The following is a 15,175-nucleotide window of genomic DNA, read 5'->3' as shown; positions in this document are numbered from 1 at the left end:
GCATGTTCGTCGGCGCTGTCTTCTTCCCGCTGCTGGGTGCCTCCATCGCGGGCCTGTTCGGCCGCTGGATCGGCGACCGCGCCGCGCAGATCGTCACCATCACCTGCATGGTGCTGGCCGCGATCTGCGGGCTGACCGCCTTCTTCCAGGTGGCACTCGGCCATGCGCCGACCACGATCGAGATCGTCACCTTCCTCGATGTCGGCGGCTTCGAGGTGTCCTGGGCGCTGCGCTACGACACACTCAGCGCCGTCATGGTCGGCATGGTCACGCTGATCTCGACGCTGATCCATATCTACAGCGTCGGCTACATGTCCCACGATCCGGACCGGCCGCGCTTCTTCGCCTACCTGTCGCTGTTCACCTTCATGATGCTGATGCTGGTGACGGCCGACAACCTGGTGCAGCTGTTCTTCGGCTGGGAAGGCGTAGGCCTGGCGAGCTACCTGCTGATCGGCTTCTGGTACGAGAAGGACAGCGCCTGCAACGCGGCGATGAAGGCCTTCATCGTGAATCGCGTGGGCGACCTGTTCTTCATGCTGGGCCTGGCGCTGACCTTCTGGACCTTCGGCAGCGTTGAGTTCAGCGCGATCTTCGGCGCCATCGACCAGCACAAGGACGCGACCTTCGCCGGCTTCCGCACCTACGAAGTCATCTGCGTGCTGCTGTTCCTCGGCGCCTGCGGGAAGTCGGCGCAGCTGGGCCTGCACACCTGGCTGCCGGATGCGATGGAAGGACCCACGCCGGTCTCCGCGCTGATCCATGCGGCGACGATGGTGACCGCCGGCGTGTTCCTGGTGGCGCGCATGTCGCCTGTGTTCGAATACGCGCCGACGGCGCTGGCGCTGGTCACCATCGTGGGCGCGTCGACCGCGCTGTTCGCCGCGACCATCGGCTGCGTGCAGAACGACATCAAGCGGATCATCGCGTATTCGACCTGCTCGCAGCTCGGCTACATGTTCTTCGCGGCGGGCGTGGGCGCCTACCAGGGCGCGATCTTCCACCTGTTCACGCATGCCTTCTTCAAGGCGCTGCTGTTCCTCGGCGCGGGGTCGGTCATCCATGCCATGTCCAACGAACAGGACATCCGGAAGATGGGCGGCATCTGGAAGGAGATCCCGGTCACCTATGCGGTGATCTGGATCGGCTCGCTGGCGCTGGCGGGCGTGCCGTATTTCGCCGGCTACTATTCGAAGGATTTCGTGCTGGAGGCGGCGTTTGCGGCCGGCACGCCGGTGGGCATGTACGCCTTCGCCTGCGGCATGATCGCGGCCTTCCTGACGGCGTTCTACTCCTGGCGGCTCATCATCCTGACCTTCCATGGCGCGCCGCGGGCCGACCACCACACGATGGAGCACGTCCACGAAAGCCCGTGGGTGATGCTGGCGCCGCTGCTGGTGCTGGCGGCCGGCGCCATAGGCATCGGCGCGGTGTTCCACGAGGAATTCGTCGGCCATCACTGGCAGCAGTTCTGGAACGGGGCGATCGTCAACGCGCCGCACAACCACATCATGGACGCCGCGCATCATGTGCCGTCCTGGGTGCCGCTTGCGCCCACCGTGGTGGGGCTGTCGGGCATCGCGCTCGCCTACATGCTGTACATGCTCGCACCATCCATCCCGGGGAAGCTCGCCTCGGCCTTCGGCGGGCTGTACCGCTTCCTGCTGAACAAGTGGTATTTCGACGAGCTGTATGACGCGATCTTCGTCCGCCCCGCCCGCGCCCTGGCGCGCGTGCTGTGGCAGAAGGTCGATGCCGGCGTGATCGACGGCGTGCCGAACGGCGCGGCGGCCATCGCATCCGATGTCGCGCAGGGTGCCGTGCGCCTGCAGACCGGGCGCGTCGCCAACTACGCCTTCACCATGATCGCGGGGCTCGCCATCTTCGTGACATTGCTGGTCTTCGGAGCCGCCCGATGAACGCCGCCGGCTTCCCGCTGCTGAGCCTGCTGACCTTCCTGCCGCTGGCGGGTGCCATCGCCATCCTGACGCTGCGCGGCGACGACAAGGTCACCGCCGAGAACGCGCGCTGGACCGCGCTGTGGACCAGCCTGATCGTCTTCGCGCTGTCACTGATCCTGTGGTTCCGCTTCGACAAGACCGACCCGGGCTTCCAGTTCGTCGAACGGCTCGATTGGCTGTCCGAATTCGGCATCACCTATCACATGGGCGTGGACGGCATCTCGGTGCTGTTCATCCTGCTGTCCACGCTGCTGACGCCGATCTGCATCCTGGCATCCTGGGACTCCATCCAGACCCGCGTGCGGGAATACATGGTCGCCTTCCTGGTGCTCGAGATGATGATGGTCGGCATGTTCGCCGCGCTCGACTTCATCGTCTTCTACGTCTTCTTCGAGGGCGTGCTGATCCCGATGTTCCTGATCATCGGCGTGTGGGGCGGCAAGCGGCGGGTCTACGCGTCGTTCAAGTTCTTCCTCTACACGCTGCTCGGCTCGGTGCTGATGCTGCTGGCGATCCTGCTGCTATGGTTCCGCGCCGGCACCACCGACATCCCGATGCTGTTCCAGCACGCCATCCCGCCGGCGCTGCAGACCTGGATCTTCCTGGCCTTCTTCGCCTCCTTCGCGGTGAAGGTGCCGATGTGGCCGTTCCACACCTGGCTGCCGGATGCGCACGTCGAAGCGCCCACGGCGGGGTCGGTCATCCTGGCCGGCGTGCTGCTGAAGATGGGCGCCTACGGCTTCCTGCGCTTCTCGCTGCCGATGCTGCCGCACGCCTCCGCCGACTTCGCGCCCTTCATCTACGCGCTGTCGATCATCGCCGTGGTCTACACCTCGTTGGTCGCGCTGGCGCAGGAGGACATGAAGAAGCTCATCGCCTATTCGTCCGTCGCCCACATGGGCATTGTCACGCTGGGCATCTTCACCTTCAGCGTGCAGGGGTTGTCGGGCGCGCTGTACACCATGCTGTCGCACGGCATCGTCTCGGGCGCATTGTTCCTGTGCGTTGGCGTTCTGTATGACCGCGTGCATTCGCGCGAGATCGCGCGATACGGCGGCGTCGCGAAGATCATGCCGGCCTATGCGCTGGTGTTCATGCTGTTCACCATGGCCTCGGTCGCGCTGCCTGGCCTGGCCGGTTTCCCGGGCGAATTGCTGGTGATCGTCGCCGCCTGGAAGGTCAATGCCTGGGTCGCCTTCGGCGCGGCGATGGGCATGATCCTCGGCGCTGCATACGCGCTGTACCTTTACAAGCGCGTCGCCTTCGGGCGCATCACCAGGGACGACCTGCGCGGGTTGATGGACATGTCGCCGCGCGAACATGCGGTGTTTGCGCCGCTGGTCATCCTCGCGGTGTGGATGGGCGTCTATCCGCAATCCTTCCTGTCCTTCTTCGAGGCCACGGTGACCGCGCTGGTGGTGCGGCACGAAGCCGCGCTGGCCGCCACGCGCCTGGCGGGGATGTGAGATGATGAACTGGACCCTCGCACTCCCCGAACTGGTGCTGGCGCTGTGCGGCCTGGCGATCCTGGGCATCGGCGTGCTGCCCAAGCGCAACACCTTCTTCCCCTGCGCCATGGCGGTGGTCGGCGCCTTCCTGCTGACCGCGGTGGTGACGCTGGGCGTGCCCGAGGGCACGGCCTTCGGCGGGCAGATCGCCGCCGATGCCTTCTCGCGCTTCGCCAAGGTGCTGATCCTGCTGGGTGCTGCCGCCGGCGTCGTGCTGTCCATCGACTTCAACGCGCGCGAGGGCCTCGACCGCTTCGAATACCCGGTGCTGCTGCTGTTCGCGACGCTCGGCATGATGGTCATGGTCTCGGCCAACGACCTGATGGCGCTGTATATCGGGCTCGAACTCCTCTCACTCAGCCTCTATGTCGTTGCCGCCTTCAACCGCGACGATGAACGCTCGGCGGAAGCCGGCCTCAAGTATTTCGTGCTCGGCGCGCTGGCCTCCGGCCTGCTGCTCTATGGGTCCTCGCTGGTCTATGGCTTCACCGGCACGACCAATTTCGACAGCATCGCCAATGCGCTGTCCGACCCGACCAAGGCCAGCGCGGGCCTGATCGTCGGCCTCGTCTTCGTGATGGTCGGCCTGGCGTTCAAGATCTCCGCCGTGCCCTTCCACATGTGGACGCCCGACGTCTACGAAGGGGCACCCACGCCGGTCACCGCCTTCTTCGCGGCCGCCCCCAAGGTCGCCGCCATCGCGCTCTTCGCGCGCGTGCTCGGCGGACCATTCGGCGATCTCGCGGGCCAATGGCAGCAGGTGGTCGTCATCATCTCGCTGCTGTCCATGGTGCTCGGCGCCTTCGCCGCCATCGGGCAGGAGAACATCAAGCGGCTGATGGCCTATTCCTCCATCGGCCATGTCGGCTTCGCGCTGGTCGGCCTTGCGGCCGCATCGGAAGCCGGCATGCGTGGGCTGCTGGTGTATATGGCGATCTACCTGCTGATGAACCTCGGCGCCTTCGCGGTGCTGGTGGCGATGCGCCGGCAGGGCAGGGCGGTCGAGCAGGTGCGCGACCTCGCGGGCCTGGCCAAGACCGACCTCGGCATGGCGGTCTGGATGGCGATCTTCATGTTCTCGATGGCCGGCATCCCGCCGCTGGCGGGCTTCTTCGGCAAGATGTTCGTCTTCAAGGCGGCGGTGGATGCGGGGCTGTGGACGCTCGCCATCGTCGGCGTGCTGGCCTCGGTCGTCTCGGCCTTCTACTACCTGCGGATCGTGAAGGTGATGTTCTTCGACGAGCAGGTCGGCGCTGCGCTCGACCCGCGCCCGGCGACGGTGTCGCTGGTGATGACGGCCTCGGGCTTGTTCACGCTGCTGTTCTTCCTCTACCCGGCGCCGCTGGTGGCGGCGGCGCAGGCGGCGGTCGCCGCGCTGCTGGGGTGACGCAGCACCGCTTCCGGCTGCGCGTCCACGAAGCGCTGCCGAGCACCTCGGACCTGGTGGCACAACTGGCCGCGGCGGGCGAACCGGACGGGCTCGCGGTGCTCGCGCGCCGGCAGACGGCGGGGCGTGGCACCCAGGGGCGCGCCTGGGAGAGCCGCGCGGGCAACCTGCACCTGTCGGTGCTGCTGCGCCCGAACGAACCACTGCGCCATGCGCCGCAATGGGGGCTGCTGGCGGCTGTCGCGCTGGCCGATGCCGTCGCTGCGACCATCCCCGACGCCAGCGCCATTGCGCTGAAATGGCCGAACGACCTGATGATCCATGGCGCCAAATCGGCCGGCATCCTGGCCGAGGCCAGCGCCGACGACCACGGCGGCATCGCCTGGCTGTGCCTGGGCATCGGCGTGAACCTGGACCATGCGCCGCAGGTCGAAGGGCGCGCGACCGCCTGCCTGGCCGACACCGGCATCGCCGCCCCCACGCCGGAGGCCTTCGCCGAAACGCTGCTGGCCGCGCTCGAGGCCCGCCGCAGCCAGCGCATCACCGAAGGCTTCGCCGCCATCCGCGCGGCCTGGCTGGACCGCGGCCCGGCGCTGGCCAGCCACCTCGCGCTCAGCAGCGGGATCGCCGGGCGCTTCGCGGGCCTGGCCGACGACGGCCGCCTGCTGCTCGCCACCGGCGGGCGCGTCCATGCCCTTGCTTCCGGGGAGCTCACCTGATGCTGCTCGCCATCGATGCCGGCAACACCAATGTCGTCTTCGCCGTGCATGACGGGAAGGAGTGGCGCGGCCGCTGGCGCATCGCCACGCGCGCCGACCGCACCTCCGACGAATACGCGGTGTGGCTGCTGGCGCTGTTCCAGCACGCCGGCGTGAACCCCAACGACGTCACGCGCTGCGTCATCGGCACCGTGGTGCCGGCGGCATTGTACAACCTGCGCCGCGTCTGCCGCGACTGGTTCGACACCGAACCGCTGATCGCCCGCGCGCACCTCGACTGGGGTTTCGAGATCCGCGTCGACCAGCCCAACGAGGTCGGCGCCGACCGCCTGCTGAACGCGCTGGCCAGCCACACGCACTACAAGGGCCCGCTGGTGGTGATCGACTTCGGCACCGCCACCACCTTCGACGTGGTGGACCACGATGGCGGCTATGTCGGTGGCGTCATCGCCCCGGGCATCAACCTGTCGATCGAGGCCCTGCACAAGGCCGCCGCCCGCCTGCCGCGCATCGGCATCGGCCGGCCGCAGGCGGTGATCGGGCGATCGACCGTGCCGGCCATGCAGTCGGGCATCTACTGGGGCTATGTCGGGCTGATCGAGGGCATCGTCAGCCGCATCAAGGCCGAGTTCGGCGGCCCGCTGAAGGTGATCGGCACCGGCGGCCTGGCCTCGCTGTTCGCCGAGGGCACCCTTGTCATCGAACGGACCGACCCCGACATCACGCTCGAGGGCCTGCGCCTGCTGGCCGATCGCAATCCCGTTCCCGTCTTCCACCACAGCGCGCTCCGCGACCCGCTGAGATCGGAGTCCGACTGACCCGCATGAATCGAGACTCACGAAGGGCCGGCCTGCGGCCCGAAGCGCCGAGGCCGCGGACGCGGCCCGCCGGGTGTCCGGCGTCACGCCAATGGCGCGCCTCCGGCATGATGGCAAGGGCCGCCGATGCGGCCCGCCCGCCGTCTGAGGGTCATCATCCATGAATGCACTATCCGGCGACCTCGCCTTCCTGCCGCTCGGCGGCACCGGCGAAATCGGCATGAACCTGAACGTCTATCGCTGCGACGACGCGCTGCTGGCGGTCGACTGCGGTATCGGCTTCGCCGGCCGCGACAACCCCGAAGTCGATGTCATGGTGCCGGACCCGGCCTGGCTCGCGGACCGTCGCGACCGCCTGGTCGGCCTGGTGATCACCCATGCGCATGAGGACCACATCGGCGCCGTGGTGCATCTGTGGCGGCAGTTCCGCTGCAAGGTCTTCGCCACGCCCTTCGCCGCCACGGTGCTGACCCGCAAGCTGACCGAGGCCGGCATGGCGCAGGAGGTGCCGCTGGTGGTGACGCAGCCGCGCACGCGGTTCCGCCTTGGCCCCTTCGACTGCGAATACATCCCGGTCACCCATTCCATCCCGGAAGCGCAGGCGCTGGCCATCCGCACGCGGCACGGCATCGTGCTGCACACCGGCGACTGGAAGCTCGACCCCGACCCGCTGATCGGCCCGCGCACCGATGAAGCCGCCTTCGCCGCCCTGGGCGAGGAAGGCGTGCTTGCGATGGTCTGCGATTCCACCAACGCCATGGTGGAAGGCCATTCGGGCAGCGAGGCAGAGGTCCGGCGCAACCTGGCCGCGTTGGTCCGCAGCCTGGATGGCCGCGTGGCGGTGACCGGCTTCGCGTCGAATGTCGCGCGGCTGGAATCGATCGCGCTGGCCGGCCGGGCGGCCGGGCGGCAGGTCTCGTTGTTCGGGCGCAGCCTGCGCAACATCGAACAGGCGGCGCGCGACTGCGGCTACCTGAAGTCCATCCCGCCCTTCGTCCCGGAGGACGAGGCCGGCTACCTGCCGGATGAGGAAATCCTGCTGATCTGTACCGGCAGCCAGGGCGAGGCCCGCTCGGCCATGGCCAAGATCGCCGAGGACACGCACCCGAACATCGCGCTCGGCGAGGGCGATACCGTCATCTTCTCCTCCCGCCGCATCCCGGGCAATGAACGCGCCATCCAGCGCATCCAGGATGGCCTCGCGCGGCGCGGCTGCCGCGTGATGACGGATGAGGACCACATGGTCCATGTCTCCGGCCACCCGGCGCGCGACGAGCTGAAGCGGCTCTATGCGCTGGTGAAGCCCCGCTTCGCCGTGCCCGTCCATGGCGAATGGCGGCACATGCAGGATCACGCGGACCTCGCCGAGGATTGCGGCGCCACCCCCTTCCTGATCGAGGATGGCGACGTGCTGCGCCTGTCCGGCAATCGGCCCGAGGTGGTGGAATCCGTTCCTGCCGGCAAGCTGGCCGTCGATGTCGACCGGCTGGTGCCGATGGACGGCGCCATCCTGGCGGCGCGCCGGCGCATGATGTTCAACGGCGTGGTGGTGGCCTCGCTCGCGGTCGACGTGCAGGGCCGGCTGCTGGGCGAACCGCAGATCGCCGCCCCCGGCCTGTTCGATGCCGGCGATGCCGAACCCGCGCTGATCGCCGCCGACCTGCGGCAGGCCGTGGCCGCTCTGCCGGCCGCGCTGAAGCGCGAGGACGATGCGCTGCGCGAGGCGATCCGCGGCGCCCTTCGCAAGGCCGTGTCGCGCCGGTTGCGCAAGCGCCCGACGGTGGAAGTGCACCTGCTGCGGGTATGACCTGGTTCACCGGCACCGTCGTCTTCATCCTGGTCTGGTGGACCGTCCTGTTCTGCGTGTTGCCGATCGGCACGCGGACCGACCCCGATGGCGACATCGAGGCGGGTGGCTGGCGCGGCACGCCGGTGAAGGTGAATCTCGGCTGGAAGGCCCTGGGCACGACCGCGCTGACGGGCGTGATCTGGGCGATTCTCTGGTGGGTGATCGACAGCGACTTCCTTTCCTTCCGCACCGGCTTCCTGGCGATGCCGTGACCTGACCGCCGAAGCGGCAGCGGTAAACGTGATTGCCCGCGAATGGCGCAGGATGCGTCTGGGTGGCGCATTTTCCATCCCGCACTGCGGCATTTGGCGTTGTCCGCGCGGCCGCTCCACCGCATCCTGGCTGCAGAGAGAGATTGGTTCTCTTTCTGCCGTGTGACTGGCGTTTCCTCCCTAAACTTGGGCCGCGACCTTCGGGGCGCGGCCCTTTCTTTTTGCGCGGCACACCGCCCCTTCCGGCGCGGCGCCGGCGCCGGTAGGTTCGCCCGCTCAACGCCATAGGGTCACGCCGTGCGCCTCTCCCGCGCCTTCCTGCCGACGCTCAAGGAAACCCCTGCCGAGGCGCAGATCGCCTCGCATCGCCTCATGCTGCGCGCCGGGCTGGTGCGGCAGACCTCGGCCGGCATCTATGCCTGGCTGCCTGCTGGGCTGCGCGTGCTGCGCCGCGTCGAGCAGATCGTGCGCGAGGAACAGGACCGCGCCGGTGCGCAGGAAATCCTGATGCCGACCATCCAGTCGGCCGAGCTGTGGCGCCAATCCGGCCGGTACGACGACTATGGCAAGGAGATGCTCCGCATCACCGACCGCCACGAGCGCGAGATGCTGTTCGGCCCGACCAACGAGGAAATGGTCACCGACATCTTCAAAAGCTACGCCAAGTCGTATCGCGACCTGCCGCGCAACCTCTACCACATCCAGTGGAAGTTCCGTGACGAGGTGCGCCCGCGCTTCGGCGTCATGCGCGGTCGCGAATTCCTGATGAAGGACGCCTATTCCTTCGACGCGACGGCCGTGGGTGCGCGCCATTCCTACCGCCAGATGTTCCTGGCGTATCTGCGGACTTTCCAGCGCATGGGCCTGACCGCGGTGCCGATGCGCGCCGATACCGGGCCGATCGGCGGCGACCTCAGCCACGAATTCATCATCCTGGCCGAGACGGGGGAATCCGGCGTTTTCTACGATGCCACCTACGAGACCACCGATTGGGCCGGGACCAGCGTGTCCACCGATGACGTCGCGGGGCTCGAAGCCTTCTTCAACGGCGTGACCTCCTCCTACGCCGCGACCGACGAGATGCACGACGAAGCCGCCTGGGCCGCCGTGCCGGCCGAACGTCGCCGCGAGGGCAGGGGGATCGAGGTCGGCCACATCTTCTACTTCGGCACCAAGTATTCCGCCGCCATGGGCCTGTCGCTGCCGGGGCCGGAGGGCACCACCATCACCCCCGAAATGGGGTCCTACGGCATCGGCGTGAGCCGCCTGGTCGGCGCGCTGATCGAGGCCAACCACGACGAGGCCGGCATCAAATGGCCCGACTCCGTCGCCCCCTGGGCCGCCGCCGTGCTGAACCTGCGCCAGGGCGATGCCGCGACGGATGCCATGTGCGAGGACATCTACGCGCGCCTTGGCGATGCGGCGGTCTATGACGACCGCGGGTCGCGCGCGGGCGAGAAATTCGCCGATGCCGACCTGATGGGCTTCCCCTGGCAGGCCATCATCGGCCCGCGCGGGGCGGCGGCCGGGCGCGTGGAACTGAAGCGCCGCGCCACCGGCGAACGGGCGGAGGTCAGCCTCGAGGACGCCATCGCGCGCATCCGCGGCGGCTGACGCGCGCGGTGTTCAACGCCTTCGAACGCGCCGTCGCCTTCCGCTACCTGCGCGCGCGCAAGGGCGAAAGGCTGGTGTCGATCACTGCGATCTTCTCGCTGGTCGGCATCACGCTGGGTGTCGCCACGCTGATCATCGTGACCAGCGTGATGAACGGCTTCCGCGCCGACCTGATGAACCGCATCATCGGGCTGAACGGGCATTTGACGGTGCAGCCCGAACGCGGTCGCGCGCTGAGCGGGGCGGATGCCATCGCCGCGCGGCTCGCGGCGCTGCCCGGCGTGGCACAGGCAGCGCCCGCCATCGAGGGCCAGGTGCTGCTGTCGGGCCCCGGTGGTACCGCGGCCGCCGCCCAGCTGCGCGGCCTGCCGCCGGATGCGCTGCGCGAGCGCGCTGTCATCCGTCGCGGGTTGCGCCAGGGCAACCTCGATGCCTTCGGGGATGACGACAGCGTGCTGATCGGCGCGCGCCTGGCGCAGCGCATGCGCGTGCAGCCCGGCGATACGCTGACCCTGGTGCTGCCCCAGGCGCGCGGCGGCGACTTCACCGAGGCCCCGCGCAGCCGCGCGCTGCGCGTCATCGCCACCTTCGATGTCGGCATGCCGGAAGTCGATGGACGCACCATCTTTGTCCCCCTCGCGACCGCGCAGTCCCTGTTCGGGCTGGGCGATGATTCCAGCCAGGTGGAAATCCTGGTGAACGACCCGTCGCGCGTCGCCGCGCTGACCGCCGAGTTGCGCGCCCTGCTGCCGGACCTGCGCGTGACCGACTGGCAGCGCGCCAACAGCAGCATCTACGCGGCCGTGGTCGTGGAACGGAACGTGATGTTCCTGATCCTGACGCTGATCGTCGTGATCGCGGCCTTCAACATCATCTCCTCGCTGACCATGCTGGTAAAGGACAAGGGCCGCGACATCGCCATCCTGCGGACCATGGGGGCCAAGCGCGGCGCCGTGCTGCGGATCTTCATCCTGTGCGGGGCGACCATCGGCTGCGGCGGTACGCTGCTGGGCTTCGGACTGGGGCTTGGCATCGCCGCCAATTTCCCCACGCTGAAGGCGCTGCTGATGGACCTGGAAGGCAGCATCACCCTGCCGGCGGAACTGCGCTTCCTGATGTCGCTGCCCTCGGTGGTGGATGCGCGGGAGGTCACGATCATCGTCGTGCTCGGCTTCGCATTGTCGCTGCTGGCGACACTCTGGCCATCCTGGCGGGCCGCGCGGATCGACCCGGCGGAGGCGCTGCGTGGCTAGATCCCGCCCCTTCGGCGCCTTCGAACGCATGGTGGCGGGCCGCTACCTGGGGGCGCGGCGCGGTGAGCGCGCGGTGTCGCTCATCGCCGGCTTCTCGCTGGCGGGCATCGCGCTGGGCGTCGGCACGCTGATCGTCGTGCTGTCGGTGATGGGCGGGTTCCGGCAGGAATTGCTGACGCGCATCCTGGCGCTGAACGGGCATCTGGGCGTCGTTGCCGCCGAGGGGATGCTGCGCGACTACGACGACATCGCGCGGCGCATCCGCGCCCTGCCCGAGGTCGCGACCGCCGTGCCGACGCTGGAAGGCCAGGTGCTGCTGACCACCGATGCGGGCGCTTCCGCCGGGGGCCTGGTGCGTGGCATCGCGCCGGCGGATCTGCGCGCGCGCGCGATCATCGCCCGCAATATCCGCGCCGGCAGCCTTGATGCCTTCGAGGGCGACGACGCCATCGCGATCGGCACGGTGCTGGCGCGCCGCCTCGATGTGACTGTCGGCGACCGCGTCACGCTGGTCTCGCCCGAGGGCCGCGTGACGGTGTTCGGCACGGTGCCGCGGCTGCGCGCGTATCGTGTCGCGGCGATCTTCGAAGTCGGCATGCAGGAATACGATGGCGGCTTCGTCTACCAGCCCCTGGCGGCCGCGCAGGTCTTCTTCCGCCAGCCCGGCCAGGTCAGCCAGATCGAGGTGCATCTGCGCGACCCGGCCCTGGCCCTCGATGCCGCCGACGGCATCCGCCGCGCCATGGCGGGCCGGCCGATCGTGATCCTGGATTGGCAGCGCGCCAATTCCGGCTTCTTCCAGATCGTGGAAGTGCAGCGCAACGTGATGTTCCTGATCCTGACGCTGATCATCCTGGTGGCGGCGTTCAACATCATCTCCTCCCTGATCATGCTGGTGAAGGACAAGGGACGGGACATCGCCATCCTTCGGACCATGGGGGCGGGCAGGGGGGCGGTGATGCGGATCTTCCTGCTGTGCGGGGCGGCGATCGGCGGGGTGGGAACCGTGGTGGGCCTCGCGCTCGGCCTGATCTTCGCCGCCAATATCGAGGCGATCCGCCAGGCGCTGATGCGCGCCACCGGCACCACGGTGTTCGACCCCGAGATCTACTTCCTCACGCGCATTCCCGCGGTGGTGGATCCGTGGGAAGTGGCGCAGGTGGTCGGGCTCGGCCTGCTGCTGTCGCTGGTGGCGACGCTCATTCCCTCCTGGCGCGCCGCGCGCCTCGATCCCGTGGAGGCGCTCCGCAGTGAATGACCATCCGCCGCTGCGCCTGGCCGCCGTGCAGCGCCGCTACCGCACCGAGGCCGGCGACTTGCCGGTGCTGCGCGGTGCCGACCTCACCCTCGCCGCCGGCGAGATCGTGGCGCTTGTCGCGCCGTCCGGCACCGGGAAGTCCACGCTGCTGCACCTGGCCGGGCTGCTGGAAAAGCCCGATGGCGGGGAGGTCTTCGTGGAAGGCCGCGCCGCCGGCACGCTGTCGGATGATGCGCGCACCGCGATCCGGCGCACCAGGATCGGCTTCGTCTACCAGTTCCACCACCTGCTGCCGGAATTCTCGGCCGAGGAGAACATCGCGCTGCCGCAAATGGCCGCGGGGGTGGCGCGTGGCGCGGCGCGCGACCGGGCGCGCGAGTTGCTGGCCGCCTTCGGCCTGGCGGGGCGCGGGCAGCATCGGCCAGGCAAGCTGTCCGGCGGCGAGCAGCAGCGCGTCGCGATCGCCCGCGCACTGGCCAACCGCCCGCGCGTGCTGCTGGCGGACGAGCCGACCGGCAACCTCGATGTCGGCACCTCGGACCGCGTCTTCGCGCAATTGCTCGACCAGGTGCGCGGGCATGGCGTGGCGGCGCTGATCGCGACGCACAACCCGGAGCTCGCGCGGCGGATGGACAGGATCGTCACGCTGCGGGACGGGTGCATCGCGGCGGCAGCCGCGTGAGGGCGAGGCGCGGCGGCAGCCGCGTGAGGGCGAGGCGCGGCGGCAGCCGCGTGATGGCAAGGCGCGGCGGCAGCCGCGTGAGGGCGAGGCGCGGCGGCAGCCGCGTGAGGGCGAGGCGCGGCGGCAGCCGCGTGAGGGCGAGGCGCGGCGGCAGCCGCGTGAGGGCGAGGCGCGGCGGCAGCGCCGGAATGCATGCCCGGCCGTGCAGCATCGAAGCCGTGGCGCCGTGACCGATCCCGATGCCATCCCCGCCGCCGCCGCGCGCCAGCGCACGGATGGCGATGCCGCGGCGGCCTTGGCCATGCTCGCCCAAGCCGCCGCGGAGGCGCCCGCCGATGCCGCGCTCGCGCTGCGCCATGCCGATGCGCTGCACCACGCCCGCCGCCTGACCGAGGCCGAGGCGGAGTACGAACGCGCCATCGCCCTCGGCGAAGCCGGCTTCGACAGCTGGTACGGCCTCGGCATGGCCCGCGCCGCACGCTTCGCGTATCCGCGCGCCGTCGAGGCCCTGTACGAGGCGCTGCGCATCGATCCGGCCGCCGCGGCGCTGCGGACCACGCTGGCGGAGGCCCTGTTCCAGACCGGCGCCGTCGATGCCGCCTGCGCCGAATACGCGGAGGCCATCCGCACCGGCAATGCTGCCGTGCGCGCGGCGGCGCTCCGCAACCTGGCCTGCATCATCCCCGGCGCACCAGGCGCCGACCACGCCGCCGTGCGCGCCGTGCGGACCGCCTGGATGCAGGCGCAGCCGACCGCGCCGCGCCGCGCCGCGGCCGACGCCACCGGGCGGCGGCTGCGCGTCGGCTATGTCTCGTCCTATTTCGGCCGGCCGAACTGGATGAAGCCGGTCTTCGGCGTGCTCAACCACCACGACCGCGCGCGGTTCGAGATCCACCTGCTGGCCGATGGCGACCCACCCAGCGCCGAAGGCGGCTTCACCGCGCATGACGAGGACCGCATCTGGTCCATCCGCGGCGCCGGCAATGCGCGCATCGCTGCCGCCGTGGCCGACAACCGGCTGGATGTGCTGGTCGACCTGAATGGCTACAGCGTGCCCGAGCGGCTGGGCCTGTTCATGCTGCGCGCGGCGCCGGTGCAACTCGGCTGGTTCAACATGTACGCCACCACCGGCAGCGCCGCCTTCGATGCGCTGATCGGCGACGATGCCGTGGTCACGCCGGCGGAGGAAGCGTTCTACCCCGAGCGCATCCTGCGCGTGCCCGGCAGCTACCTGGCCTTCACCGTGAACCACCCGGCGCCCGACATCGTGCCGCCGCCCTGCCTGGCCGCCGGGCACGTCACCTTCGGGTCGCTCTGTTCGGCCTATAAGCTGACCGCGCCGACGGTGGCCGCCTGGGCGCGCATCCTGCACGGCGTGCCGGGCGCGCGCCTGGTCCTGCGGAACAGTTCGTTCGGCGATGCGTCGAACCGCGACGCCATCGCCGCGCGCTTCGCGCAGCACGGCATCGCGGCGGATCGGCTGGCAATGGACACACCGGCGCCCCATCTCGACTTCCTCGCGACCTATGGCCGGGTCGACATCGCGCTGGATGCGTTTCCCTATAATGGCGGCACCACGACGACCGAGGCGCTGTGGCAGGGCGTGCCCGTGCTGGCCTTCGATGGTGACCGCTGGGCGGCGCGCACCAGCCGGTCGCTGCTGTGCGCCGCGGGGCTGGGGGATTGGGTGGCGCGCGACGCGGAGGACTACGTCGCGCGGGCCATCGCGCTGGGGCGCGACGCCGGCACGCCGGCGCGCCTGGCCGCACTGCGGGCGGGCATGCGCGACCGCCTGGCAGCCAGCCCGGCCTGCGACGTGGCCGGCCTGTGCCGCGCGCTGGAGGCGATCTACCTCGCCGAGCACACCGCCGCGCTGCCCCGCGGCTGACCCGCGCGCTACACTGGCGCCGCGCA

The 15,175-nt window shown here is 69.6% G+C and carries 12 protein-coding genes; all 12 read left to right on the top strand.

What is annotated here, in order from left to right:
• The first annotated feature begins 2 nt into the window (after positions 1 to 2).
• The gene (gene nuoL / locus LQ222_RS03820; protein WP_230164597.1) at positions 3 to 1,919 is read left to right on the top strand and encodes an NADH-quinone oxidoreductase subunit L; all 1,917 of its coding nucleotides are present in this window, start codon (positions 3 to 5) and stop codon (positions 1,917 to 1,919) included.
• Positions 1,916 to 3,427, top strand: a complete 1,512-nt coding sequence (locus tag LQ222_RS03815) for an NADH-quinone oxidoreductase subunit M (protein ID WP_230164596.1) — start codon at positions 1,916 to 1,918, stop codon at positions 3,425 to 3,427. Before nuoL ends, LQ222_RS03815 begins: the two co-directional genes overlap by 4 nt.
• A gap of 4 nt (positions 3,428 to 3,431) precedes the next feature.
• Positions 3,432 to 4,856, top strand: coding sequence for an NADH-quinone oxidoreductase subunit NuoN (gene nuoN, locus LQ222_RS03810; RefSeq protein ID WP_230164595.1), 1,425 nt, complete (start codon positions 3,432 to 3,434; stop codon positions 4,854 to 4,856).
• Entirely contained in the window at positions 4,853 to 5,575 is a 723-nt protein-coding gene (locus LQ222_RS03805) for a biotin--[acetyl-CoA-carboxylase] ligase (RefSeq protein WP_230164594.1), read from the top strand. Before nuoN ends, LQ222_RS03805 begins: the two co-directional genes overlap by 4 nt.
• A complete protein-coding gene (locus LQ222_RS03800; RefSeq protein ID WP_230164593.1) occupies positions 5,575 to 6,393 on the top strand; it encodes a type III pantothenate kinase in 819 nt (272 codons plus the stop codon). Before LQ222_RS03805 ends, LQ222_RS03800 begins: the two co-directional genes overlap by 1 nt.
• A 160-nt stretch (positions 6,394 to 6,553) precedes the next feature.
• A complete protein-coding gene (locus tag LQ222_RS03795) occupies positions 6,554 to 8,200 on the top strand; it encodes a ribonuclease J (RefSeq protein WP_230164592.1) in 1,647 nt (548 codons plus the stop codon).
• The gene (locus LQ222_RS03790) at positions 8,197 to 8,454 is read left to right on the top strand and encodes a DUF1467 family protein (protein WP_230164591.1); all 258 of its coding nucleotides are present in this window, start codon (positions 8,197 to 8,199) and stop codon (positions 8,452 to 8,454) included. The genes LQ222_RS03795 and LQ222_RS03790 overlap by 4 nt, the downstream gene beginning before the upstream one ends.
• Positions 8,455 to 8,751: 297 nt before the next feature.
• On the top strand, positions 8,752 to 10,068 hold the full coding sequence (proS, locus tag LQ222_RS03785; RefSeq protein ID WP_230164589.1) for a proline--tRNA ligase: 1,317 nt from the start codon (positions 8,752 to 8,754) through the stop codon (positions 10,066 to 10,068).
• Between the two features lie 8 nt (positions 10,069 to 10,076).
• Positions 10,077 to 11,321 carry a lipoprotein-releasing ABC transporter permease subunit gene (locus LQ222_RS03780; RefSeq protein WP_230164588.1) on the top strand — a complete coding sequence of 415 codons (1,245 nt, stop codon included), beginning with the start codon at positions 10,077 to 10,079 and terminating at the stop codon, positions 11,319 to 11,321.
• Positions 11,322 to 11,349: 28 nt separating this feature from the next.
• Positions 11,350 to 12,579, top strand: coding sequence for a lipoprotein-releasing ABC transporter permease subunit (locus LQ222_RS03775; protein ID WP_230164795.1), 1,230 nt, complete (start codon positions 11,350 to 11,352; stop codon positions 12,577 to 12,579).
• Positions 12,572 to 13,261, top strand: coding sequence for an ABC transporter ATP-binding protein (locus LQ222_RS03770; protein WP_230164586.1), 690 nt, complete (start codon positions 12,572 to 12,574; stop codon positions 13,259 to 13,261). Before LQ222_RS03775 ends, LQ222_RS03770 begins: the two co-directional genes overlap by 8 nt.
• A gap of 226 nt (positions 13,262 to 13,487) precedes the next feature.
• Positions 13,488 to 15,149, top strand: a complete 1,662-nt coding sequence (locus LQ222_RS03765) for a hypothetical protein (RefSeq protein ID WP_230164584.1) — start codon at positions 13,488 to 13,490, stop codon at positions 15,147 to 15,149.
• Positions 15,150 to 15,175: the final 26 nt, after the last annotated feature.

Origin of the sequence: Roseomonas sp. CECT 9278, from assembly GCF_918698155.1 — a bacterium.
Lineage (GTDB): Bacteria > Pseudomonadota > Alphaproteobacteria > Acetobacterales > Acetobacteraceae > Neoroseomonas.
The sequence above is the reverse complement of the archived record's forward strand: the minus strand, read 5'-3'. Positions and strand labels throughout refer to the sequence as shown.

Coding starts and splice junctions, on each gene's coding strand:
- nuoL (WP_230164597.1), top strand. CDS start 3: ATGTTCGTCGGCGCTGTCTTCTTCCCGCTGCTGGGTGCCTCCATCGCG.
- LQ222_RS03815 (WP_230164596.1), top strand. CDS start 1,916: ATGAACGCCGCCGGCTTCCCGCTGCTGAGCCTGCTGACCTTCCTGCCG.
- nuoN (WP_230164595.1), top strand. CDS start 3,432: ATGAACTGGACCCTCGCACTCCCCGAACTGGTGCTGGCGCTGTGCGGC.
- LQ222_RS03800 (WP_230164593.1), top strand. CDS start 5,575: ATGCTGCTCGCCATCGATGCCGGCAACACCAATGTCGTCTTCGCCGTG.
- LQ222_RS03795 (WP_230164592.1), top strand. CDS start 6,554: ATGAATGCACTATCCGGCGACCTCGCCTTCCTGCCGCTCGGCGGCACC.
- LQ222_RS03790 (WP_230164591.1), top strand. CDS start 8,197: ATGACCTGGTTCACCGGCACCGTCGTCTTCATCCTGGTCTGGTGGACC.
- LQ222_RS03775 (WP_230164795.1), top strand. CDS start 11,350: ATGGTGGCGGGCCGCTACCTGGGGGCGCGGCGCGGTGAGCGCGCGGTG.